Below are 24083 nucleotides of genomic sequence, written 5' to 3' on the forward strand. Positions count from 1 at the left end.
TAGGTAGTTTTAACGTATTATAATTTTAAATCAAAAATAATGAGTTACACAAAACCAAAATTTGAAGAAAAGTACGGGAATTTTATTGGTGGAAAATTTGTCGCACCTAAAGGCGGGCAGTATTTTGAGAATACTTCCCCAACAAACAATCAACTAATTGCGAAATATCCGCGGTCTCAAAAAGAAGACGTTGATATGGCTATAGATGCCGCGTGGGAAGCCTTCGTATCCTGGGGAAAAACATCAGCGACAGAACGTGCTTCTGTTCTTAACAAAATAGCGGATAAACTGGAAGAAAAATTGGAAGAATTTGCAGCCATTGAAACCTACGATAATGGTAAGCCAATTCGCGAAACTGTAAATGCAGATATACCTTTAGCGGTAGATCATTTTAGGTATTTTGCCGGTGTAATTAGAGCTGAAGAAGGCTCAGCTACTGAACTAAACGAACATACTGTTTCGTTAATCATCAAAGAACCGCTTGGAGTTGTAGCACAGATTATTCCATGGAACTTTCCGCTGTTAATGTTTGCATGGAAAGTTGCTCCCGCATTAGCAGCAGGAAATTGTATTGTACTTAAACCCGCAGAACAAACCCCCAGCTCAGTTACTTTTTTCGTAGAAGTGATGAGTGAGATTATTCCAGCAGGTGTGTTAAATATTGTTCATGGATTCGGCCCAGAGGCAGGAAAGCCATTGGCATCAAGTTCTAGAGTGAAAAAAGTTGCTTTCACCGGAGAAACAACAACGGGACAATTAATTATGCAATATGCATCTAAAAACCTTAATCCAGTTACGATGGAGTTAGGTGGTAAATCGCCTAATATTTTCTTTAATTCTGTAATGGATCATGACGATGATTTCTTAGACAAGTGTATTGAAGGAGCAGTTTTATTTGCCTTCAATCAAGGAGAGGTATGTACGTGTCCATCTCGAATTTTGGTTCAAGAAGATATCTACGAAGCATTTATGGAACGCGTAATTAAACGCACAAAAGCCATTACACAAGGAGATCCTTTTGATATGAATACACAAGTTGGCGCTCAAGCTTCTAATGACCAATTTGAAAAGATTCTTTCCTATATCAAAATAGGTAAGGAAGAAGGAGCTGAGGTGTTAGCAGGTGGCGAGGCTTATAAAGCTAGTGGTGAGTATGAAGAAGGATTTTATGTTCAACCTACTATTCTGAAAGGACACAACAAAATGCGTGTTTTCCAAGAAGAAATTTTTGGTCCTGTAGTTTCAGTTTGTACCTTTAAAGATGAAAAAGAAGCTTTAGAAATTGCTAACGATACCCTTTATGGTTTAGGGGCAGGAGTTTGGACGCGAGATGCACACCAATTGTATCAAATTCCAAGAGCGATAGAAGCCGGTAGAGTTTGGGTGAATTGCTATCACGATTATCCAGCGCATGCGCCATTTGGTGGGTACAAAAAGTCTGGTTTTGGAAGAGAAAATCATTTAATGATGCTTGGCCATTACAGACAAACCAAGAACATGCTCATTTCTTATGATAAGAATAAATTAGGATTCTTTTAGACACGAATTATGGAAGTAAAAAAAGTTGACATAACAGAAAATGCAGAAGAACTAGTTCATCAACTTAAGCAAAAGCACGGAGAAGTCATTTTTCATCAAAGCGGCGGTTGCTGCGATGGATCTTCTCCTATGCTTCTTCCTAAAGATGACTTTTACATGGATGATTCAGATATTCATCTAGGAAGCATTGCAGGAGTTGATTTTTACATGAACGAAGCGCAATACGAATACTGGAAACATACGCATTTAACGATCGATGTGACTTCTGGTAGAGGCTCAAGTTTTTCGCTTGAAATTCCGGAAGGTTACCGCTTTATCGTACATTCCAGGTTATTTACTGAAGAAGAGAAACAAGCTATAAAAGGGGAGAAATAATGCTTCCCTTTTTTTATTTTTGAAAATCTAAAACACAATCTAGTTCACTCATAAAATACAATTCTGGGTAAACGTAATAATCGTTTATTTCATCGTATAATTCACTTCTAAAGATAAAATCTAATTGATATTTTTTTGATTGTAATGAAGCAATATATACTTCTGATGATTGTAATTGCTGGAGATTATTTTGGTCAATTAAAAAGAAACCACGATTTGTAATGTTGGAATAATCGGCTTCCTTTTGGTTAACAAACCCGCAAACTTTTTCGCCAAATTGAGGAAGGCTAACGTAGTTTCCGTTTTTTAATCGAAACGTAATTCGCGAGTCATTTCCAATACAAATTGGATTTAAGTTTTCTTCAGCATCTTCTGTAATCTCAAGGTATAGGATAACATTACCTTTGTTATAAATTAAGCTAAAATCTATTACTCTTCCGCGTAAGGGAGTTGTCCATTCTTCAACCATTACAGGTTCTGTTTGAATAAACTCAATTTCTTCATTTTTATTTTGATTATAAGCTAAATAGATGCACTCATTTTCTTGACCTACATAAACATCTTTTTGTTCGGTATTTTCTTCTTGGGCAAAACAAATTAAGCCACTTAAGTGAAGAAAAAATACGCCTATTAGAAATTGTTTTTTCATAAAGTAAAACTAGTCTTGAACTATAATTTTAGGATTAACAACACAATCTAATTGGTTAATAAAGAACCTTGAAGGATACAATTCTTGGTTTGTTTGTTCATTATAAAGACTTGACTTCATGATAAAACTGAAATTAAGTTCTTTAGAAGAAAAATTAATAAAAAGCACCTCATGATTCTTTAAGTTTTCAAATTTATCTTCAGCGATTAAAAAAGAGGCCATGTTTTTAACGTTAACAAACCCCTTTTCTGAAGAAGGAATTTCATAACCACAAAGCTTTGCTCCAATTTGAGGAAGAATAATTTTATCACCATTACTTAAACTAAGTTCTAACTCAGCGCCTTTACCGATACAGACAGGGAGCAGCTTTTCTTTAGCATCTTTATAAATTTCAACATTTAAAATCACTAAGCCTTTAGTATTAAAGAGGCTAAAATCAACAATACGACCTTTTTGCTCGGTCTGAAAATTTTCTACCATAGTAGGCTCAGTTCTGAGTTCTGCAATATGCTTTTTACTTCCTAATTTCACTTCTGAGTACTTGCAATCGCTTTCTTGTGCAAATAGTTGAACCATAAAAAACAGCAGTAATAATGGGTATATTTTTTTCATTAACTAATTCTTTTGCAAAGGATTACTATTTTTGTATTTTGAGATGTGGTAAAAAAAACGAAATTTTCACCACCTTCTTCAATTTTGAATTTATTTATCAATTCCTTAACTAAAGTAGGAAAATTTTTTTTCACTACATTTAATTTCATAGATTTTAAACGCTTTTTAACGAGCTTTGTTTTATAAGGTACTATTTCACTGATTTCAAATACCTTGCCAGAAAAATTTTCGATGTGTTTATCACTTGTGTATAGGTGGGTATTTATATCAAGTTTTTTTAATTTAAAACGCCTACTTACCAAATTAAATAAACCTGATTTCATTATTGAGCTCATAGGTTCATAAAGGTACTTTTGTGGTGGTGAAAAGATAGATTCTGCCTTATCTTCTAAAGTGAAATTTCCTTCAAAAGTCATTTCTGAAGTTCCGTTAAAGTCGATGCATTTTATCTTTGTTTCATTAGTTTGCAAGGCTTCAAAATCTATGATCCACAGTAATTCTTTTACTTCGTTTTTTACTGAAACAATATGTATTTCAACTACGTTAGAAAGCTGTTTTAAGCCTAGTTTTAAATCTAAAATAGGACTTGTTTTAATCAGTAAATTTTTAGTTTTTGAAGCTATTAAAGACCAATTTTCAATTAGGTCGGGGCTACAATCTTTCAGTTGAAACACTTTTCTTTTTTGTTCATTTCTTCGAGAAGGATCTACGTAAATACAATCTACTTTTTTAGTTAAATACTTCAAGAAATCAATACTGTTCTGATTTAAAAAATCAATATTAGATTGCATCATTAATGCTGAATTATACTTTGCCAGCTTAGATAATTCGGCATTATGCTCTATATGAAAAACCTTCTTAAACTTTTTGGACAAATAATAAGCGTCAACACCAAACCCTCCCGTTAAGTCAATGATAGAATCACCTTGCAAAAGTTTTGATTTATAATTAGCAGTAATTTCTGATGAAGTTTGGGCTAAGTTAATTAGTGGCGGAAACATAATTTTTTGGTTTTCAATCCAACTAGGCAATTTTTTTTTAAGACGCTTTCTTGCCTCAATTTGATTGACTAAAAATTCAATACTGACCTCCTCAAAGGGGCAGCCTTTCAGTACTAATTTATTTATATCTTGATTTAAATTATCAGCAATGTATTTTCTGATTTTTTCAGCTATTTCATTCATATATTTACTTCATAAAGCAGGTTATAGATTTGCTAAAGCAAGTTTGCTTTAAATCTGTTAAATCTGATGGTATAAGACTCCTATAAGCTGTATTAAAAATACTTCTCTTAGATCGTTTGTTCTGTTTAATCATTTGTTGATAAGAGATTATAAAAGTAGCTTCATTATTTACTAATTTAAAACCTTTAGTGTTCAATAAATAGGTTGAAACTCGGATATTTTTTATTATAAATTCATTTGTTTTATTATAAAAATCGATTTCTTTAAACCAACATTTTCGTTTAAGTATTTAGTTTTTAGAAGAAAATTCAACAAGTCAATTAATTTATAAAATTCTTTTTGATTTCAAGTCTATCTAAAATCATAGCTGTTTAGGATAGCTCAATAAAATTCAGGAGAACTTTTTTAGTTGGATATGTTTTATTTTCGATTGTAATTTTCATTGATGATGAGATCTTTAATGATTACCCACTTACCGCTTAACCAAAATTTCTATTTCATTTATAACTTTAGACGCTAATTGATTGGCTTCTTCTTGCGAGGGAGCTTCGGTGTAAATGCGTATAATAGGTTCGGTATTTGATTTTCTTAAATGCACCCATTTTTTCTCAAAATCGATTTTTACTCCATCAATTGTATTAACCTCCTCATTTTTATAGTTATCTTTCATTTGAAGCAATAATTGGTCAACATCAATTTCAGGTGTTAGCTGAATTTTTTCTTTTGCCATAAAATAACTGGGGTAAGTTGCTTTTAATGCAGAGACTTTTATTTGCTTTTCAGCTAAAAGAGACAAAAATAAAGCTAAGCCAATTAGGCTATCTCGACCATAATGTAGTTTTGGGTCAATAATTCCACCATTTCCTTCCCCGCCAATAACTGCGTTTACTTCTTTCATTTTAGCTACAACATTCACTTCTCCAACGGCGCTAGCAAAATATTGACCACCGTGTTTTTCTGTGACGTCTCGTAATGCTCTAGTGGAGGATAAATTACTAACTGTGTTCCCTTTTTCTTTACTTAGTACATAATCTGCTACACTTACTAAGGTGTATTCTTCGCCAAACATTTTTCCATTTTCATCCATAAAAGCCAAGCGGTCAACGTCTGGATCAACAGTAACGCCAAGGTCTGCTTTTTCATCAAGTACCAATTTTGCTAATTCGCCAAGGTGTTTTTCTAAAGGCTCTGGATTGTGTGGAAAGTGTCCGGTAGGTTTGCAATACAATTCAACAACTTCAACGCCTAATGCTTTTAAGAGAGGAGGAATGCTAATACCTCCTGTAGAATTTACCCCATCAAAAACAACTTTTAAATTTGCTTTTTTTACTGCTTGTTTGTTTACTAGCGGATGTGCTAAAACTTGCTCAATGTGAAAATCAATATAAGTGTTGTTTTTTAAAATTTTACCTAAATCATCTACTTGAGCAAATTCGAAGTCTTCATTTTCAGCCAATTCCAAAATTATATTTCCATCTTCAGCATTTAGGAACTCACCTTTTTTATTTAATAATTTCAAAGCATTCCACTCTTTAGGGTTATGGCTTGCCGTTAAAATAATACCTCCATTTGCTTTTTCGTTAGTAACTGCAACTTCAACCGTTGGCGTTGTAGAAAGTCCTAAATCAATAACCTCAATACCTAGGCCTACCAAACTTTGCATTACTAAACTTTGAATCATTTCTCCTGAAATTCTTGCATCTCTTCCTACAACTACCTTAGGTTTTTGCTTAGTTTTAGTCTTGAGCCACGTGCCATAAGCTGAGGCAAATTTTACAGCATCAACTGGAGTTAAGTTTTCTTTGGTTTTTCCTCCTATAGTTCCTCTAATTCCTGAAATGGATTTTATTAATGTCATGTGCAATTGATTTTAAAAGTGTAAATATAAGTTTTCATTGTTTTATATAAAATTTTAATCGATTTTTCCTTTTATTAATTATTTTAGACCAATGAATTATTTAGCGCACATATACTTATCTGGAAATAATGAGGACTTGAAGATTGGTAACTTTATAGCTGATTTTTTAAAGCCTAAAGAAGTATTTGTCCTTCCCAAATTACAACAGGAAGGCGTTAAATTGCATCATAAAATTGATAGATTTACCGATACTCACAAAGAAGTAAGAGCGGTTAGAACTATTTTTTTTGATGAGTTTAGACACTATAGTGCCGTATTAGTTGATGTAATATTTGATTATTATTTAGCTAAAAATTGGGCAGATTACCATGACACCCCATTAACAATATATGCACAGAATTTTTACCAACTACTTTTAACTAGAAAAAGTAACTTACCTTCAAGTGTACAAGAAGTAATTCCTTTTATAACTAAAGGCGACTGGCTGTCTAGTTACGCACATTTGGATGGATTAACAAGAATACTAAAGCAAATGAATAAGCGCACCAAAAATGCTACTGCCTTACATTCGTGCATTACTACCTTAACTACTAATGATGAATTTATTGCTCATCAGTTTAGGTCTTTTTTTAGGGATTTAAAAGAATATTCTGCTCAGGAAATCAAGCAAATTAGAAACTAACTGAAAATTTGAAGTAACATCCAGGACAAACATAAACCAAAGGTACTTAATGCCACTTTCTTTAGTTCTGGATCAAGTTCTTTTGCAACGGTATTTTTATGAACCTTGATTAGATGGGTAAAAAATGGAATAACAAATAGAAAAGGAAGTAGATCTGAAATTTTTTTAGCCTCAATACCAATAGTTAACAGCGAAAAAAACAATCCAAGAAGGATTAAAAGGCTGTGATAAACTTTTGCTTTTTTTATTCCCATTTGAACTACTAAAGTGAGTTTGTTTGAATTTTTATCTCCTACTAAATCACGCATATTGTTTAAGTTAAGCACAGCCGTACTTAATAACCCTATACCAATTCCTGGAAAAACTATTTTAATGTTAATAAGTTTTGTGTATAAAAAATAAGACCCAATTACACTAACCAAACCAAAAAATAGAAACACAAATAAATCGCCAAACCCTTTGTAGCCATAAGCCGAATTACCAACAGTATAATTGATTGCAGCTACAATAGCTATAATTCCTAGTATCAGAAATAAAATTGAATAGAAAAAATTTTCACTACCAAAAGCTTGGTAAATTAAGGCTAAAGCTAACAAAAAAGCAATTGCAGCATTGATAATGATTCCTTTTTTTAGCTCTTTATCGGTTAACAAGCCTGATTGCAAGGCTCTTTTTGGTCCTGTTCTTTCATTATTGTCGGTACCTTTTACACCATCGCCATAGTCGTTGGCGAAATTAGATAAGATTTGTAAGGCTAATGTGGTTAATATAGCTAACCAAAAAATAAGATTATTCCATTGCGGGGTAGCATACACAAAAGCACTACTCATTAAAATACCAGCTACAGATAGTGGCAGGGTTCTTAACCTAGCTGCATTGACCCAAGCTTTAATTTTTTTCATTAAATTCCTGTGTAGTTTTGTGGTGTAATCTGCATTAATTCTTCTTTTACAGCATCATTAATTGCTAACGATGAAATAAAAGCATGCATACTTTCTTTAGTTATTTTAGTATTGGTTCTAGTCAAATCTTTTAAGGCTTCATATGGGTTGGGATAAGCTTCCCTTCGCAGAATAGTTTGAATAGCTTCAGCTACAACAGCCCACTGATTTTCTAGGTCCGTGTTTAATTTATCTTCGTTTAATAAAAGTTTATTTAAGCCTTTTAAAGTAGATTGAAAAGCAATTAAAGTGTGACCAATTGGCACACCTATGTTTCTTAGTACAGTTGAATCGGTTAAATCTCTCTGCAACCTACTAATAGGTAATTTACTTGATAAGTGTTCAAAATTTGCATTGGCAATGCCTATATTTCCTTCTGAATTTTCAAAATCAATAGGGTTTACTTTATGCGGCATTGCAGAAGACCCTATTTCTCCTTTTTTTATTTTTTGTTTGAAATAATCCATAGAAACATAAGACCAAATATCTTTATTGAGGTCGTTTATAACGTTGTTTATTCGTTTTAATCCGTCAAAAAGTGCGGCTAAATGATCGTAATGTTCAATTTGTGTAGTAGGGAAGGAGTGGTAAAGCCCTAGGCGGTCTTCAACAAATTTATTTCCAAAAGCTTTCCAATTTATTTTAGGATAAGCCACATGGTGCGCATTATAATTTCCAGTTGCTCCTCCAAATTTAGCAGCAAAAGGAATTTGCAAAACTAATTTAATTTGTTCATCAAGACGCTGTACAAAAACTCCAATTTCTTTTCCTAACCGTGTTGGAGAGGCCGGTTGACCATGAGTTCTAGCTAACATAGGAACATCTTTCCATTCATTTTGAAGTGTTTGAAGCTGGTCTTTTAACTCTTCTAAAACTGGCATATAGACTTCTTCAAAAGCAACCTTTAATGACAACGGAACGGCTGTGTTGTTGATGTCTTGAGAAGTTAAACCAAAATGAATAAATTCTTTAAACTCCTGCAAGCCAAGTTCGTCAAATTTGGATTTTATAAAGTATTCAACAGCTTTTACATCGTGATTAGTAACCTTTTCTATGTCCTTAATTTTACTTGCATCTTCAATACTAAAATTGCTATAAATTTTCCTCAATTTAGGAAAAAACGAAGAATCAACTTTTGCTAATTGAGGAAGCGGAATTTCACAGAGCTGAATAAAATATTCAATTTCTACAAGCACTCGATATTTAATCAAACCAAATTCACTTAAGTAAGGAATTAGCTTTTCAGTTTTATTGTGATATCTTCCGTCTATGGGTGAAATACTGAGTAAAGTGTTCATTGTCTTTAATTAAAGGTATGTGTTGATTAAATGTTTTTGTAATTCCTGCATTCCGGTTGAAGCATTTTTTTCAAGAATAGTTAGGTTATTTTGTTTACTAATACTAGGATTTGGATCAATAAAGTAAATTGGAGTTTCTTGAGAAATAAAATCAATCAAACCAGCAGCGGGATAAACTTGCATTGAGGTTCCTATAATCAGTAAAATATCTGCTTGAGAAACAATTTGCATGGCTTTTTCCATCATAGGTACCGCTTCTCCAAACCAAACAACAAAGGGTCTTAACTGATTACCGTCTGGAGCAAGGTCGCCTAAATTTAGCTCTTTATCCCAATCTATAACAAGGTTCTCGTTGGCTATGCTTCTTACCTTCATTAATTCGCCATGAAGATGAGTTACATTAGAGCTTCCGGCACGTTCGTGAAGATCATCAACATTTTGAGTTACTATTTCAACCTTAAAGTGTTTTTCTAAATCGGCTAATAGTTGATGAGCTAAATTAGGTTTTACATTTTTAAGCTGCCTCCTTCTTTGGTTATAAAAATCTAAAACTAATTGAGGGTTACTTGCAAAACCTTCTGGTGTAGCAACTTCTATAACGTCATGGCCTTCCCATAGTCCGTTATCGTCTCTAAAAGTTTTTACTCCACTTTCTGCACTCACACCCGCTCCTGTAAGAACAACTAATTTTTTCATTTTACCTATTTACAGCTCTATATTCTTCATAGCAGCCACTTATGGCGTCTAACACCTGTAAGTCGTTGGCTGTTTTTATAAAATCTTTTGAAAAATCACATCGTTTTAAAATATTTTCAATGTCTTCTTTAGCCAAACCTAGGATTGCTCCAAGTGTTTTTCGGTCAAACTTATCTTGTAAAATATTTCTAATTTCATCATCTGCTTTCATTTGTCTTAATTTACGCATTTCGTTGCCTTTTTTTCCAAAGGCATTATAGAGTAAATCGGCGGGATTAAAAACAGCATCTAATGTTTTTGAAAAAGAAGTTTTTTGGTAACCACCTCCCTCATACGCATAATCTAGACCAGATATACTGTATCTATAATTTTCATAAATAGGTATATTTTTTGCGTCAATTTCTAAAAACCCGGTAAGCCTTAGTTCTCTAACTGTTACTTCTTCAAGAGCAATAGAGGCTTCAGTCATTTTAATTTTAACGTCGCCAAACTTAGTCCAGTCTTCGGTTACTTTAACTTGAATGGATTTAAAGCCTAAATAAGAAAAATAGAGTGTATCATTAACCGATGCCATTAAGGTAAATTCACCTTCTTGGTCAGATATACTTCCTTGAACCCTTGAGGTGTTTACAATATTAACATTACTTAATGGAAGGTCGTTAGCCGCATTTAAAACTTTACCGCTTATTATTTCCAAGTTGGGCTTAGGAGAATCCAGTTTGATTTCAGTACTGTCCTGAGCCCAAATGAAAATGGGAAAGATGAATAGTAGAAAGAAAAATTTGTTAATCATAGATGCGCTAAAATAGTTAATTATCTAATGATAGTATGTTTTTTCTTAAAGATATCAATAATCTTTCCTTAAGTTATTGATTATGAGTTTTTAGCTCTTCTTCTAGCAAATGATTTAGATTTGCTATTGTTTTTTTGTCCTGATTTAAAACCACTTGGTTTTCCTTTTCTGTGACCGCCTCCGCTGCCACTCCGACTTCTATTCCGATCTCCACGACCGCGACCGCCTCCTTTCGATTTCTTCTCAGTAATTTCAACACTCACTTTTCTTCCGTTAAGTTCCAAGTTATTTAAAATTTCTAAAACGGTATCTGTTTTTGACTTATCTACATTAAAAAATGAAAATGTATCCATAACATCTACTTTTCCAACATCGTCTCTACCAAAATCTAAAGCTTCTTTAAGGAAGTCTTTTAATTGCATCCAATCTAAACCATCTTTTCTGCCTAAATTGATGAAAAATCTGTTTTCATTACCAAAGTCTGCTCTTCCTTTTCCTTGAAAATCTTTTTCTGATGCTGAAGGAGTTCTTAATTCATTCTGTTTTTTGTAGTACGAATTAAATCGATCAAATTCTACACTAAAAAATTTCTTAATTAAATCTTCTTTAGATAATTCTGCTAGCTGTTCTTCTAATTGTGGTAAGAATGTATCAATATCTTTACTAGCTTCGTTGGTTGCAATTTTGCCCGCTAAATAAAACAATTGTTTCTTACATATTTCATCGCCAGTAGGAATTTCATCCTCAACAAACTTCTGACCTATAATTTTCTCAATTTGTTTAATTTTCCTCAATTCACCTTTTGTTACAATAACAAGTGATTTCCCTGTTTTACCAGCTCTTCCTGTTCTTCCGCTTCGGTGTGTGTAGGTTTCAATTTCGTCAGGTAATTGGTAGTTAATTACGTGTGTGATATCATCTACGTCGATACCTCGAGCAGCTACATCTGTGGCTACTAGCATTTGAACTTGTTTATTTCTAAACGATTTCATCACTAAATCACGTTGTTGCTGACTTAAATCGCCATGCAAAGCGGCTGCGCTATAGCCGTCTTCTATTAATTTTTCAGCTACTTTTTGAGTGTCTCTTTTTGTTCTACAAAACACAGCAGCGTAAATATCTGGATTTACATCAACAAGGCGTTTTAAGGCAGGATAGCGGTCTCTACCACCCACTAAAAAATACTCATGTGAAACGTTTTTGGTACTCACATTTTTTCTGCCCACGGTAATTTCTTGTGGGGTTTTCATAAAATCTTTAGCAATTTGTGCTACCTCTTTGGGCATTGTTGCACTAAAAAGCCATGTTTTTCGGTCTTTAGGGGTGTTTTTTAAGATGTCTTGAATATCTTCATAAAACCCCATATTTAACATTTCGTCGGCCTCGTCTAAAACACATACATCAATCTCAGTAATATCAATCATTCTGCGACTAATCATGTCTTTCATTCTTCCGGGTGTAGCTACAATAATGTGTGCTCCGCGATTAATTTGTCTTTCTTGGTCGCTAATGCTTGCCCCGCCATAAATGGCCACCGTTTTCATACCTCCAATAAATTGGCTGTATTTTTCAATCTCATTGGTAATTTGTAAACACAATTCTCTGGTAGGAGATAAAATTAATCCTTGTGTCTTCTTTTTCCCGAGGTCAATTTGTTGAATAAGTGGAAAGCCAAAAGCAGCTGTTTTTCCAGTTCCTGTTTGTGCAAGTGCAACTAAATCTGTTTCTTCTTGAAGCAATACTGGAATGGCTTGCTGCTGAACTTCACTTGGCGACTCAAAACCCATTTGTTGAATTGCTTTCAACAAGTCTTGGCTTAAGCCTAAATTTTCAAAATTTGTCATATAATTATTAAAATAGGTGCAAAGGTACGTTTAATAAATGACAATAACTGTTTTTACTTGTTTTTTAAATAGCTGAATACGAAAGCTTTAATTAATTTTGAATTGATTAAGGCTCTCTAAAAAGTGTTCATGCATCAAATCTGAATAATCTAAATGTGTTACTACACGCAATTTACCTTCTCCCATTTCGCTTATTCGAATTTGGCATGCTTCTAAATGCGAAACAAATTTTTCTGTTTGATTTTTATCCTTAATATAAAAAATAACGATATTAGTTTCAACAGAATCAACTTTTTCAATGTAGTCTAATTTGTTCAGTAAAGCTTCAATTTCTATGGCTTTTTTGTGGTCTTCTTCTAAACTTTGCATTTGATTTTGCAGGGCGTACAATCCAGCGGCTGCCATGAATCCAACTTGCCGCATACCTCCTCCTAGAACTTTTCGTACACGCATAGCGTTTTTCATGATTTCTTTTTTGCCTACTAAAACAGTGCCCATTGGCGCACCAAGTCCTTTAGATAAGCAGATTGTAATGGTATCAAAAAGTTTCCCAAAATCCTTGGGGTCTTGTTTTTTATAAACTAACGCGTTGGCTATTCTTGCTCCGTCTAAATGTAAGCCTAACTCATGTTTATTGCATAGCGCTCTAATGGGTTGAATTTCTGATAAATTATAACATGCACCACCTCCTTTATTTGTGGTGTTTTCTAAACAAACTAGGCTTGTTTTCGGACTATGATAAAAATCGGGTGGATTGATGGCTTGTTCAATCTGTTGTGCGTTAATTTTCCCTCGGTTCCCTTGAATTAATTTACAGGAAACTCCAGAATTAAAAGAAACGCCTCCCCCTTCATAATTGTAAACATGCCCATAATGATCGCAAATTAGCTGCTCGGCGGGTTGGGTATGAAGTTTTATGGCCGCTTGATTGGCCATGCTTCCGGTGGGAAAATAAAGCGCTTCATCCATTCCAAATAAATTAGCTACGTAATTTTCTAAGGCATTTGCTGATGGGTCTTCTTTGTAAACATCATCGCCTACTTTGGCATTCAAAATAGCCTCCATCATTCCTGGTGTTGGCTTTGTTACGGTATCACTTCGTAAATCTATTGTTTCTTTCATAGCGGTAAAAATATTAAAAAAAATAACCCTTAATTAATGATCATCAAATTTCTTCAAAAGCACACACGCATTTACATCGCCAAAGCCAAAACTTGCCTTTGCTAGGTAAGTAAGTTTTCTTTCAATTGTTCTTAAAGGAATAGGTTTTTTTCCAATTAACTTTTCAATTTTAGGGTGAATGTCTTCAGCATTTCGGTTACCAAATACAAAGCCTTTATTAAGTTGAAGTATTGATGCTACCAACTCCATACTTCCAGAGGCAGCTAACCCATGCCCAATATGTGATTTAAGCGAATTTATTAAAGGGAAATTAGTGGGTTTACCTAAGGCATGATACCAGTTTTCGATTTCAGTTGAGTCCATGGCTGTGGCTGTTAAATGGCCATTAATTGTATCAATTGCTGAACTTTTTAGCTTAGCATTTTTCAAAGCTTTTTGAATGCAATTCACCACTGCTTTGCTGTTTGGTGCGGTCATACTTCCTCCATTTCGTTGACCTCCAGAATTAATTTGACCGCCAAGAATTTCAGCTAAAATAGGCGCGTTTCTTTTTTTTGCATTGGTTAATGATTCAATGACATAAGCTCCAGCTCCGCTACTTGGCACAAAACCAGCAGCCGTTTCACTAAAAGGTCTAGAAGCACTTTCAGGCGAACTGTTATACTGATGCGGTAAAATTCTCAAGGCATCAAAGCCACCCCAAACATAGGGCCCGGAGTCGCTACAACTTCCTGCAAGCATAATTTCTGCTTGTCCGTGTTTAATTCGTTCATAAGCCATTAATAAAGACTCAGTGCCAGTAGTACAAGCTGAAGAATTAGTGCTTACTTGATTTCCACAACCTAATTTTCCGCCTAAAAAAGCAGAAATGCCACTCGCCATAGTTTGCACTACGCTGGTACTTCCTAAGCGTCTTACTTGTTTATTTTCAATTAAATCGAAAGCTTCTTTTAGTTTATCTACACCTAGAATTCCTGTACCAAATAAAACACCTGCTTCTTCAAGATAGGCTTCTGAAGAACTGTCAAGACCAGCATTTTTCCAGGCTTCTAATCCTGCAATGACCCCATAAATCAATCCGTTTGCTTTTAAGCCTCTCTGTTCTAAATGACTGAAACTTTGGTTGAGAAGTGTTTTTGAAATTTCAGGCTGACCAGCAATTTGGCATGAAAAGTTTAATTGACGAAGTCGTTCTTGAAATTGAATTCCGTTTTTTTGATTTTTTAGAGCTTCGCAAAAATTGTCAATTCCTATTGCATTTGGAGCAACAATGCCAAGTCCTGTAATTACAACTCTATTCATGATTGCTCTTTTCTAGTTGAAACATCCCTGAAAGTTTACCTTGCACAGCTACTTCATTGGATGAATTAAGTAATTTGAAGCTTACTTTTAATTTCTGAAACCTGAAATAAATTTTTTTGGCTTCAACGTGAACTTTTTCTCCTGGAGGAATACTTTTTAAAAAATCTACTTCAGCCGAAGTGAAAGCAATTTTAGGGCTTGTGTGTTGACTTTCTGAAGTTTCAGCAGTAAGCAAAAATATTCCAAAAGCAACGAGTCCAATTTGAGCGGCACATTCAGTAAGTAAAACCCCAGGCGTTACTGGGTTTGAAGGAAAATGATGTGCGTAATATTCGGCTTCAACTGGAAATGAATAACTCCCTTTAATTTTATTTGTAGTAAGCGTTTCAATTTCATCAATAAACAAAAAACCTTTCCCGTAGGGCATTTTAGAAATAATAGCTGTGTGCAAATTCATGAGGATAAAACTACTGATAATATTTTTTATAAATGTTAATTTTAATCTTATATAAATCAAAATAATCTTTAGTAAATTCGCAAAAATAATTTAAAAGTAATTTATGCGTATAGGTTTTAATTTGCTGCTGTTGTTGTTAATGTTCTCTTTTTTTTGGCGTTGTTCGGTGATTATGAAGCCTACTGAAGAATTAAATAGCAAAGCAGACGCCTACATTAGTCAAGGAAAAGTTGATTTGGCCATTCCATTGGTTAAGAAATCGGCTAAACGAGGAAATGCCGAAGCCCAATATAATCTGGGTTATTGTTACGAAAAAGGAGTAGGCGTAGAGATAAATCAAGATAAAGCTTATAAATGGTATGAAAAATCGGCTGTTCAAAATTATACGGATGCTGAATATGCCCTGATGATGATTTATGCTGAAGGTAGAGGAGTTGAAAAGGATGAGGGCAGGGCTTTTGATTTTGCCTTGAGGTGTGCAAGAAAAAACGACCCCACTTGTATGTTTAATGTAATTGGTTCTTACCAAGAAGGAATAGGAGTGGAGGCAGATACAATAAAAATGATGGATTGGGCATTTAAATTAGCCAAGTTGCCCAATCCTAAAAATTTGTACCAAAGTGGAAAAATCACTTCTAGTAGATTACAAATAGCTCACATGTACACTAATGGAAATAAGTTAGAAAAAGACAATTATAAAGCTTATATTTGGTATCTAATTTATAACGAAAATAAACGCGATATAGGCGTCCTTCAACAAGAACAAATTATAGAAAGAATCAAAGCTCTTGAAGAAAAACTTTCTGAAAACCAATTACAACAAGCAAAAAATGATGCTGAAGCATTAATTAATCGTCCACTTAATAATGTAAGAAACTTATATCACGTTGAAGATCACCAATTTTAGTCTAGATTTTTAAGCAAATAGCTGACTCAATTTATAATTTAGCTTTTGCTTTCAATTAATTAGCGAGCATACAGATAAATTCCGTTTCTAAGATTTTTCAAATGTGTTAATAAACCACTTAATTAACTTCCAAAGTTTATCTTTGTCAAAAAAAAATAAAAATGAAAAAGAAGGTCACACCTTATAAAGATTCAACGCTTAAAAAAAAGCAACAAGTTGAGCAAATGTTTGATACTATATCTGAAAACTATGATGGACTTAACCGTGTGATTTCTTTAGGAACCGACCAATCTTGGCGAAGAAAAGTAATTCAATTAGTAAAAGATACCGGCGCCAAACATATTTTAGACGTAGCTACTGGTACAGGAGATTTAGCTATAGCGATGGCTCATAAGGAGGTAGATAAAATAATTGGTCTAGATATTTCAAAAGGAATGCTTTCAGTAGGAGCAAAAAAAATAGCTAAGAAAAACCTGAGTGATAAAATTGAAATGGTTCAAGCTGATTCTGAAGATATGCCTTATAAAGACAATACTTTTGACGCTATTACTGTGGCTTTTGGTGTGAGAAATTTTGAGCATCTTGAAAAGGGACTTTCAGAAATAAAACGCGTTTTAAAACCCAACGGATTATTTGTGGTTTTGGAAACTTCTGTGCCTACTAAGTTTCCTTTTAAGCAAGGCTATAAACTCTATTCTAATTTTATTTTGCCTGGATTAGGTAAGCTGTTCTCTAAAGATAAAGATGCTTACGGATATTTAAGTGAGAGTGCTCAAGAGTTTCCATTTGGTGAAGAGTTTCAAGAAATACTTAATGATATAGGCTTTTCAGGAACTCAATTTTTTCCTCAAACTTTTGGAGTGGCTACTATTTACGTTGCAACTAAATAATACAATTTATCCAAAATATTGCCGTTAAAGAAGGCAAATGAAGTATTAATTAAATACTTTGATTATTTTTGCCGACTTATGAAAATTAGTATGAAGAGAATTGTATTCATTTTAGGTTTCTTATTTTTTTACCAAGGCTTGTTTGCTCAAGGTTTTTTTAATCGAGAACGAATCATAAACTTAGAAAACTTTGATAAAAAAAGATGGTCTTGGGGATATTACTTGGGAATGAATTTTTATGATTTTCAATTTCAATATGAATTAAATCGTGATGAAATTGAATCCGAACGTAACATGGGATTCAATATTGGTTTGATTGGAAATTTACGATTAAATGACTACATAGATTTACGCTTAGAGCCAGGAATTGTATTTGCAAATAGAAACTTGAATTTTCCAGGATTTGATGAACGAAGATTTAGCTTTAGAGAAGTTGAAGCAAATTATATTCACGTACCTTTATTACTTAAATTTTCTACCAAACGATTAAACAACTTTAAACCTTTTGTAGTTGGCGGTGTTGCTGTAGCTCATAACTTATCTAGTAATGAAGATAACCCAAGCGATAATTCAGCTGGACAGTTTAGAATGAAGGACTGGTCAACTTTCTTAGAGGTAGGTTTTGGTATTGATTTTTATCTTGATTATTTCAAATTTAGTCCCTCTATTCGTGGCGTATTTGGAATGACCGACGAAATTGTTCCGGATAATAACCCAAATTCACCATGGACAGGCAACATTAGCAGAATGGAAACAAGAGGAGTTTTTCTAAACTTAACTTTTCAATAAAAAAAGCAGACCTGTAAGCCGGATTCTGTATTTCAACACATTGAAACCCTTATCATTTATCTAGACTTTTTGTTGCCAAAAAGCTCAAACTACCTACCCTCCAAGATTGGCCGCACAAACCTCAAGCCTTGGTTTACATGGTATTTCACCGCATAGAGTTTACCTGATTTCACTACAGCTTAACCTGTACATTCTTTCTGCTGCACTTGTCCTATTCTTGCAATAAGCAAAAATGACGGGTGTTACCCGCTATGCCGTGCTATGGTGTCCGGACTTTCCTCTTTTTGATAGATTCAAAAAGCGATAAGGCGGTCTGCTATGCAAAAATAAGTCTATTTCTTTGTTTGCTTGTTAGGTTTCTATTTTTTATTCCAAGAATTTTAATTTGATATCACGTAAATTAAATTAAGAATTTCTTAATCTCTTATTTGATGAATGAATGACTCTTACCTTTGTAGAAAAAAATTGAGAGAGGATATTATACAACATATTGAAGCACAAAAATCAAAAGCTTCTTTTTTATACCTAATTAAATCAAAAACTGAAACTTTTACGGAGACTCTTTTTGCAACCTTATTTGATAAGAGTGTGGATGTCAATGAATACATGCATATACTTGAGTTAGAATTTAAAAGTTTGGCCGATTTAGTCTGTGAGCGAAAGTTTGACCCCTGTAGAGAACGCTGGACAGAATACATGCAGCAACTTCCTGATGTTTTAAATCAATTAAACAAAGATGCAAATTTCATTCTTGAAAATGACCCTGCAGCTCAATCTATTGAAGAAGTTTACTTAGCTTATCCAGGCTTTTATGCTATAGCTATTTATCGTTTAAGTCATTTGTTATTAAAATTTGATTTACCCTTAGTTCCTCGATTAATGACGGAAAGCGCCCATGCCAAAACAGGAACCGATATAAATCCCGCAGCAAAAATAGGTGTGCCTTTTTTTGTTGATCATGCTACAGGTGTTGTCATTGGTGAGACTTCAGATATTCATGATTCCGTAAAAATATATCAAGGAGTTACTCTTGGTGCGCTCTCGGTTGATAAAAATATGAAAAACATAAAACGTCACCCGACTATTGAAAGTAATGTAACTATTTATGCTAACGCCACAATTTTAGGAGGAAAAACAATTATTGGAAAAAATTCTACCATTGGCGGAAATGTATGGATTACTCAATCGGTTCCAGAAAATTCGATGGTTACTCACCAAGCTTCAATAAAAATTCAAGAAAAAACAAATTAAGATGAATCATAGTTTATTAGATCTGGTTGGAAATACACCTTTGGTACAAGCCCAAAAATTAATTCAGAATCCAAACGTAAAACTCTACTTTAAAATGGAGGGACATAATCCTGGCGGTAGCGTTAAAGATCGGGCAGCTTTTAATATGATTAACGAAGCCTTGAAACGTGGAGAGATTAATAAAGACACTCAACTTATTGAACCTACAAGTGGTAATACGGGAATTGCGTTAGCTATGATTGCTTCAGTTTTTGGTCTTTCTATTGAATTAGTAATGCCTGAAAATGCCACCAAAGAGCGTGTGCAAACTATGCGTGCTTATGGCGCAAAAGTAAGGCTTACGTCCTCAGATGTTGGTATTGAAGGAGCAAGAGACTATGTGGAAGAAAAAGTAAAAGCTGGAGGGTACTATATGTTTAATCAGTTTGCTAATGAAGATAATTGGAAAGCACATTATAAAACTACCGGTCCTGAAATTTGGCAAGCAACAGCAGGAAAAGTCACCCATTTTGTTTCCTCTATGGGAACTACAGGAACAATTATGGGAACTTCTACTTATTTAAAAGAACAAAATGAAGCCATCCAACTAGTTGGTGTACAGCCCACCGATGATTCTAAGATTCCTGGTATTAGAAAGTGGCCAAAAGCTTACTTGCCTAAAATTTTTAATCCTTCTAAAGTAGATCAAATTATTGAAGTAAGTGAAGATGAAGCTAGAGTTATGGCGAAAAGATTAGCAAAGGAAGAAGGTATTTTTTCAGGGATGAGTAGTGGTGGAGCTACAGCGGCTGCTTTAAAGCTTTGTGAAACCTTAGATGAAGGAATGGTTGTTAGTATTATCTGTGATCGTGGTGACCGCTATCTCTCTTCCGATTTATTTGATTGATTTTTAAATCTAATTTTATTAAAATCAAAGAGTTGAATTTAAGCAGGAAAAAAACTATAAAAAAAGCAATAAAAAAACTTTGTCAAATAAAATAAAGGCTTAAATTTGCACCCGCAATCACGTTCTAAGACATACTGCGAAAGTAGCTCAGGGGTAGAGCATCACCTTGCCAAGGTGAGGGTCGCGGGTTCAAATCCCGTCTTTCGCTCTGAATAATTTTAGAGAATATTCGCTCGGATGGTGGAATTGGTAGACACGTTGGACTTAAAATCCAATGACCATTGCGGTCGTGCGGGTTCAAGTCCCGCTCCGAGTACTCAAAGCCTTGTTAATCAATTGATTTTCAAGGCTTTTTTGTTTTATGACACTAAATTTTGAACTAAATACGGCTCATTTTTGTTAAAACCAATAGCAGTTTACGCTTCAACTAGTTTTGATTGTGAATTTCATCGGTATTTAAGCAACAAGTATTTATGCTAATTAGCCTTAAAAATTTGATTTGTAATAAATTTTGTAGCCCCTGTATTCTTTTGAATGAAATCTTTACAAATTTTACCTTTTGCTTCTCTAAATAATTTGTCATTAGTTAGTTTTTTTCCGATTTTGAAAAAGGTTTCAGAAGAGTTAATGCTCATTACTCCCCCTAATTCAATTAGCATTTTTGCTTCCGGGAATTTTTCGTAATTCATTCCTATAATAATTGGAACTCCAAAGGTAGCAGGTTCTAAAATATTATGAAGCCCACTAGTTCCCATACCGCCACCAACATAGGCAATGTTTGCGTATGCATAGATTTTTCCTAAAAGACCTATGCTGTCAATAATTAATACCCGAGCGGCTTTAATTTCTTCAGAAGAATAAGTTTTAAATTTAGAATAAGTAAGCGTATGTACTTTAACTTTATTTTTTAAGGCATCAAGCTTATTCTTTTTAATTTCATGAGGAGCAATAACAAACTTTAGATGACTTGGAGCAGCATTAATAAATTCAACAAACACCGCTTCATCTTCTTCCCACGAGCTTCCGATGACAAAACATAAATCATGACCTAAGAATCTTTCTACTTCACTTACTGTGTTATTCATAGCTAACTGAGCAGTGACTCGGTCAAATCGGGTATCGCCACTTACAGATGCTTTTGAGAAACCAATCTCGTTAAGCAAATGAATGGAATCTTGGTTTTGAGTAAAGATATAATCAAATTTAAATAAGGCTTTTTTAAAAAAATTACCCCAAGATTTAAAATACACTTGATTTTTTCTAAATAGGGCAGAGGCGAGGTAAATTTTCGAGTTGTGCTCTTTTAGCTGTGTGAGTAAATTAGGCCAAATTTCGTATTTAATAAAAATACTGATTTCAGGTTGAATAATAGCCACTAATTTTTGCATGTTTTTCTTTGTATCTGTAGGAAGATAAAAGGCAAAATCGATAGCAGGATGATTTTTTTTCACTTCAAAACCTGAAGGTGAAAAAAAACTAACTAAAATATGGTATTTATCTCTATCTATCTCTTTAATGATAGGTAAGGCCTGTTCAAACTCTCCTAGTGAGGCAGTATGAAACCAAATGTTTCTTTTAGAATTAAAATTTTCTTTAGCTAAAATTGAAAAGGTATTTTGTCTTCCTTCCACAAAAAAATTGAGTTTAGGACTAATTTTTTTTAGTATCGGAAAACTCTTTTCAAAAAGAAACATCAAAAAGTTATAGAGATAATTCACTTTTTTTGGTGTAAAAATAAAGCTTTTATCACAATTTAATTGAGGAACGCCTAATGATTTCTTATCTTTGTAAAGAACTTAATAGGCATATATGAAAAAGATTCAAATGGTTGACCTCAAAGGTCAATATGAAAAAATAAAAAAACAAGTTAATGAATCCGTTTTAGAAGTTTTGGATTCTACCGCATATATAAATGGTCCACAAGTAAAGTCCTTTGAAAAAGAGTTATCAGATTATTTAGGCGTAAAGCACGTAATTCCTTGTGCTAATGGTACAGATGCTCTTCAGATTTCTATGATGGGATTGGGTTTAAAGCCGGGTGATGAAGTGATTACAGCCGATTTCACCTTTGCAGCAACCGTTGAAGTTATTGCACTACTTCAATTAACTCCTGTTTTGGTTGATGTTGAACCCGATACGTTTAATATTGACCTTGAAGCTATTGAACGTGCGATTACTCCAAAAACTAAAGCGATAGTTCCCGTGCATTTATTTGGCCATCATGCTTCTATGGAAGGTCTTATGCAGATTGCTGAAAAACATAATTTATATGTAATTGAAGATAACGCCCAAGCTATTGGTGGAAATTATACGTTTAAAAACGGAAACCAAGAAAAAGCTGGTACTTTAAGTCATGTTGGAGCTACTTCATTTTTTCCTTCTAAAAATCTAGGTTGTTATGGCGATGGCGGTGCTATTTTTACCAACGATGATGACTTGGCACACACAATTAGAGGAATTGTAAACCATGGAATGTACGAACGATACCACCATGATGTTGTTGGTGTAAATTCAAGATTAGATAGCGTTCAAGCTGCTGTTTTAAGAGTAAAGTTACCAAAATTAGATGCTTATAATGCTGCACGCCAGGATGCTGCAAGAAAATATACAGCTCATTTTAGTTCATCAGAACATATCATCACACCAACTACAAAAACAAATAAATCTTGCAATAATTCAAAAGGTATTTGCGATACTTGTGATTGCCACGTGTTTCACCAATATACTTTGCGTATTACCAACGGAAAACGCAATGAATTAGCTAAACGTCTTCAGGAAGAAGGCATACCACATGGAATTTATTATCCTATTCCTCTTCATAAACAAAAAGCCTATGCAGATAAGCGCTATGATGAGTCGAATTTTAAAGTAACCAATCAGCTTTCTGATGAAGTGATTTCTCTTCCAATGCATACTGAACTTGACGATGAGCAAATTGATTTTATTGCCAAAATAGTACTTGAAGTTGTTCATTAGTAGTTTTTAGAACATACAAAAACCCACCTAAATTTAGGTGGGTTTTTTTATAATAATTACTAACGCAATGATGTATTATTACAAATTCGGGATCTTCACCGCTATTTAGCTCATTCATTTTTCCTTGTTTATCACCTGTGTTGGATTATATAATCATAAAGTCAAAATCAATAAGTATATTCAGTTACAAGGCAATTTTTTAAGGATAGTTAACTATCGTGATAAAAATTAACGCAGTAAATAGACGTTTTTAATTAATGAAATAGAGTAATCAGTTTTAAAAAGTAATCTACTTTACTTATTTACTCCGCAACATCCAGCTATTATGTCTTAAAAAGGTTCGTGTCTTATTATTTAAAAGTGTTTTGACAAAGTGAGAATAATCAAACTAAGGTTTATGATTTTCTTGCGGTATATACAGCCTACAAATAGCTAGGAAAAAGCAATTTTACTTGATTAATGACATTAATTTTTCAAGTTGAACCATTACTAAAAATTATTGAAGTAGTTGAGCAACTCCATTTTTTAAAAACGCAATTCCTGTTTGACTAGGGGTTTCTTTGTCTAATAATTCAGAAAGAATTTCTTCTCTTAGTTTGTGGGCATCTTTAATACTTTCTTTCATAGAAATATTACGTATAAGCGTAATCGTAGCATTTTTTGAAGCTTTTACTGCACGCCAACAAGCATCAGAGACAAAAATTTGCTGCGTTAAATTATGCTCAAATTCTTGTTCTATTGTTTGAATGAGTAAATTCTCGTAGTCATTTTTGTTATCGTTATAAGGCTTCACTCTGGGAATTAAACTTCCTGGAGAAATTCGTTCTAAAAATAAAACCAAGCGCTCATAGGCCTGAAGTCGCTGAGGAATACTTTCCTTTTTAATCTTACTTTGAATTTCATAATGCTGCATTCGTTGTAAATGGGCGGTGTGTGTTTTGAAAAAATAATAGCTAATTGCACCAACCACTAAAGCAGGAATAAGGTATCCTAAATAACTTAAAACTTCAATTAAATCACTATTCATAAATC

The 24083-nt window shown here is 33.7% G+C and carries 23 protein-coding genes, 2 tRNA genes and 1 other RNA gene; 11 read left to right on the forward strand and 15 right to left on the reverse strand.

Features of this window, described 5'->3' with window-relative positions; genetic code table 11:
- Positions 1 to 39: 39 nt before the first annotated feature.
- The gene (locus G7034_RS04540) at positions 40 to 1539 is read left to right on the forward strand and encodes an aldehyde dehydrogenase family protein (protein WP_166399783.1); all 1500 of its coding nucleotides are present in this window, start codon (positions 40 to 42) and stop codon (positions 1537 to 1539) included.
- 9 nt (positions 1540 to 1548) lie between these two features.
- Positions 1549 to 1914 (forward strand): DUF779 domain-containing protein, encoded by a 366-nt coding sequence (locus G7034_RS04545; RefSeq protein WP_166399784.1) that lies wholly within the window; start codon positions 1549 to 1551, stop codon positions 1912 to 1914.
- Positions 1915 to 1927: 13 nt separating this feature from the next.
- Here the strand turns inward: G7034_RS04545 and G7034_RS04550 are convergent, their stop codons facing one another.
- From G7034_RS04550 to glmM, 4 genes are all read right to left on the reverse strand, one after another.
- Positions 1928 to 2563, reverse strand: coding sequence for a hypothetical protein (locus tag G7034_RS04550; protein WP_166399785.1), 636 nt, complete (start codon positions 2561 to 2563; stop codon positions 1928 to 1930).
- 9 nt (positions 2564 to 2572) lie between these two features.
- Positions 2573 to 3175 (reverse strand): hypothetical protein, encoded by a 603-nt coding sequence (locus G7034_RS04555; RefSeq protein ID WP_166399786.1) that lies wholly within the window; start codon positions 3173 to 3175, stop codon positions 2573 to 2575.
- Positions 3175 to 4359, reverse strand: coding sequence for a THUMP-like domain-containing protein (locus G7034_RS04560; RefSeq protein WP_166399787.1), 1185 nt, complete (start codon positions 4357 to 4359; stop codon positions 3175 to 3177). The genes G7034_RS04555 and G7034_RS04560 overlap by 1 nt, the downstream gene beginning before the upstream one ends.
- Positions 4360 to 4831: 472 nt before the next feature.
- Positions 4832 to 6217 (reverse strand): phosphoglucosamine mutase, encoded by a 1386-nt coding sequence (gene glmM, locus G7034_RS04565; RefSeq protein ID WP_166399788.1) that lies wholly within the window; start codon positions 6215 to 6217, stop codon positions 4832 to 4834.
- A gap of 91 nt (positions 6218 to 6308) precedes the next feature.
- On the opposite strand from glmM, the gene G7034_RS04570 reads away from it, so the two are divergent.
- A complete protein-coding gene (locus tag G7034_RS04570) occupies positions 6309 to 6899 on the forward strand; it encodes an acyl carrier protein phosphodiesterase (RefSeq protein WP_166399789.1) in 591 nt (196 codons plus the stop codon).
- Here the strand turns inward: G7034_RS04570 and menA are convergent.
- The 8 genes from menA to G7034_RS04610 form a co-directional block, all read right to left on the reverse strand.
- The gene (gene menA / locus G7034_RS04575) at positions 6896 to 7801 is read right to left on the reverse strand and encodes a 1,4-dihydroxy-2-naphthoate octaprenyltransferase (RefSeq protein WP_166399790.1); all 906 of its coding nucleotides are present in this window, start codon (positions 7799 to 7801) and stop codon (positions 6896 to 6898) included. The two genes, G7034_RS04570 and menA, sit on opposite strands and share 4 nt — an antisense overlap.
- Positions 7801 to 9138 carry an adenylosuccinate lyase gene (gene purB, locus G7034_RS04580; protein ID WP_166399791.1) on the reverse strand — a complete coding sequence of 446 codons (1338 nt, stop codon included), beginning with the start codon at positions 9136 to 9138 and terminating at the stop codon, positions 7801 to 7803. The genes menA and purB overlap by 1 nt, the downstream gene beginning before the upstream one ends.
- A 9-nt stretch (positions 9139 to 9147) precedes the next feature.
- A complete protein-coding gene (locus tag G7034_RS04585; protein ID WP_166399792.1) occupies positions 9148 to 9834 on the reverse strand; it encodes an SIR2 family NAD-dependent protein deacylase in 687 nt (228 codons plus the stop codon).
- 1 nt (position 9835) lies between these two features.
- A complete protein-coding gene (locus G7034_RS04590) occupies positions 9836 to 10627 on the reverse strand; it encodes a carboxypeptidase-like regulatory domain-containing protein (protein WP_166399793.1) in 792 nt (263 codons plus the stop codon).
- An 80-nt stretch (positions 10628 to 10707) separates the two neighbouring features.
- On the reverse strand, positions 10708 to 12471 hold the full coding sequence (locus G7034_RS04595) for a DEAD/DEAH box helicase (RefSeq protein WP_166399794.1): 1764 nt from the start codon (positions 12469 to 12471) through the stop codon (positions 10708 to 10710).
- Between the two features lie 87 nt (positions 12472 to 12558).
- Positions 12559 to 13593, reverse strand: a complete 1035-nt coding sequence (locus G7034_RS04600) for a threonine aldolase family protein (protein WP_166399795.1) — start codon at positions 13591 to 13593, stop codon at positions 12559 to 12561.
- Positions 13594 to 13626: 33 nt separating this feature from the next.
- Positions 13627 to 14895, reverse strand: a complete 1269-nt coding sequence (locus G7034_RS04605) for a beta-ketoacyl-[acyl-carrier-protein] synthase family protein (protein WP_166399796.1) — start codon at positions 14893 to 14895, stop codon at positions 13627 to 13629.
- Positions 14888 to 15352: a 3-hydroxyacyl-ACP dehydratase FabZ family protein gene (locus G7034_RS04610; RefSeq protein WP_166399797.1), complete on the reverse strand. Its 465-nt coding sequence runs from the start codon at positions 15350 to 15352 to the stop codon at positions 14888 to 14890. Before G7034_RS04610 ends, G7034_RS04605 begins: the two co-directional genes overlap by 8 nt.
- A gap of 103 nt (positions 15353 to 15455) precedes the next feature.
- On the opposite strand from G7034_RS04610, the gene G7034_RS04615 reads away from it, so the two are divergent.
- The 3 genes from G7034_RS04615 to porT all read left to right on the forward strand — a co-directional run bounded on the left by G7034_RS04615 (position 15456) and on the right by porT (position 17938).
- On the forward strand, positions 15456 to 16259 hold the full coding sequence (locus G7034_RS04615; RefSeq protein ID WP_166399798.1) for a tetratricopeptide repeat protein: 804 nt from the start codon (positions 15456 to 15458) through the stop codon (positions 16257 to 16259).
- A gap of 161 nt (positions 16260 to 16420) precedes the next feature.
- Positions 16421 to 17149 (forward strand): bifunctional demethylmenaquinone methyltransferase/2-methoxy-6-polyprenyl-1,4-benzoquinol methylase UbiE, encoded by a 729-nt coding sequence (gene ubiE, locus G7034_RS04620; RefSeq protein ID WP_166399799.1) that lies wholly within the window; start codon positions 16421 to 16423, stop codon positions 17147 to 17149.
- A gap of 90 nt (positions 17150 to 17239) precedes the next feature.
- Positions 17240 to 17938, forward strand: a complete 699-nt coding sequence (gene porT / locus G7034_RS04625; RefSeq protein WP_166399800.1) for a type IX secretion/gliding motility protein PorT/SprT — start codon at positions 17240 to 17242, stop codon at positions 17936 to 17938.
- On the opposite strand, the gene rnpB is transcribed toward porT, so the two are convergent.
- Positions 17937 to 18258: RNase P RNA component class A (rnpB, locus tag G7034_RS04630), an RNA gene on the reverse strand. The genes porT and rnpB overlap by 2 nt on opposite strands.
- 115 nt (positions 18259 to 18373) lie before the next feature.
- Between rnpB and G7034_RS04635 the strand changes: the two genes are divergently transcribed.
- The 4 genes from G7034_RS04635 (at position 18374) to G7034_RS04650 (ending at position 20391) form a co-directional block, all read left to right on the forward strand.
- Entirely contained in the window at positions 18374 to 19189 is an 816-nt protein-coding gene (locus tag G7034_RS04635) for a serine O-acetyltransferase (protein WP_166399801.1), read from the forward strand.
- 1 nt (position 19190) lies between these two features.
- Positions 19191 to 20075 (forward strand): cysteine synthase CysM, encoded by an 885-nt coding sequence (gene cysM, locus G7034_RS04640; RefSeq protein WP_166399802.1) that lies wholly within the window; start codon positions 19191 to 19193, stop codon positions 20073 to 20075.
- Positions 20076 to 20211: 136 nt separating this feature from the next.
- Positions 20212 to 20283 (forward strand) — tRNA-Gly (locus G7034_RS04645).
- Between the two features lie 23 nt (positions 20284 to 20306).
- A tRNA-Leu gene (locus tag G7034_RS04650) sits at positions 20307 to 20391 on the forward strand.
- A gap of 160 nt (positions 20392 to 20551) precedes the next feature.
- Here G7034_RS04650 and G7034_RS04655 read toward each other — a convergent pair.
- Positions 20552 to 21706, reverse strand: a complete 1155-nt coding sequence (locus G7034_RS04655) for a 3-deoxy-D-manno-octulosonic acid transferase (RefSeq protein WP_317163734.1) — start codon at positions 21704 to 21706, stop codon at positions 20552 to 20554.
- A 178-nt stretch (positions 21707 to 21884) separates the two neighbouring features.
- Here G7034_RS04655 and G7034_RS04660 point away from each other — a divergent pair, with 178 nt between their 5' ends.
- Positions 21885 to 23051 carry a DegT/DnrJ/EryC1/StrS family aminotransferase gene (locus G7034_RS04660; RefSeq protein WP_166399803.1) on the forward strand — a complete coding sequence of 389 codons (1167 nt, stop codon included), beginning with the start codon at positions 21885 to 21887 and terminating at the stop codon, positions 23049 to 23051.
- A gap of 496 nt (positions 23052 to 23547) precedes the next feature.
- On the opposite strand, the gene G7034_RS04665 is transcribed toward G7034_RS04660, so the two are convergent.
- Entirely contained in the window at positions 23548 to 24078 is a 531-nt protein-coding gene (locus G7034_RS04665; protein WP_166399804.1) for a DUF7935 family protein, read from the reverse strand.
- Positions 24079 to 24083 lie beyond the last annotated feature (5 nt).

It is taken from the genome of Psychroflexus maritimus (genome assembly GCF_011089875.1).
GTDB lineage: Bacteria > Bacteroidota > Bacteroidia > Flavobacteriales > Flavobacteriaceae > Psychroflexus > Psychroflexus maritimus.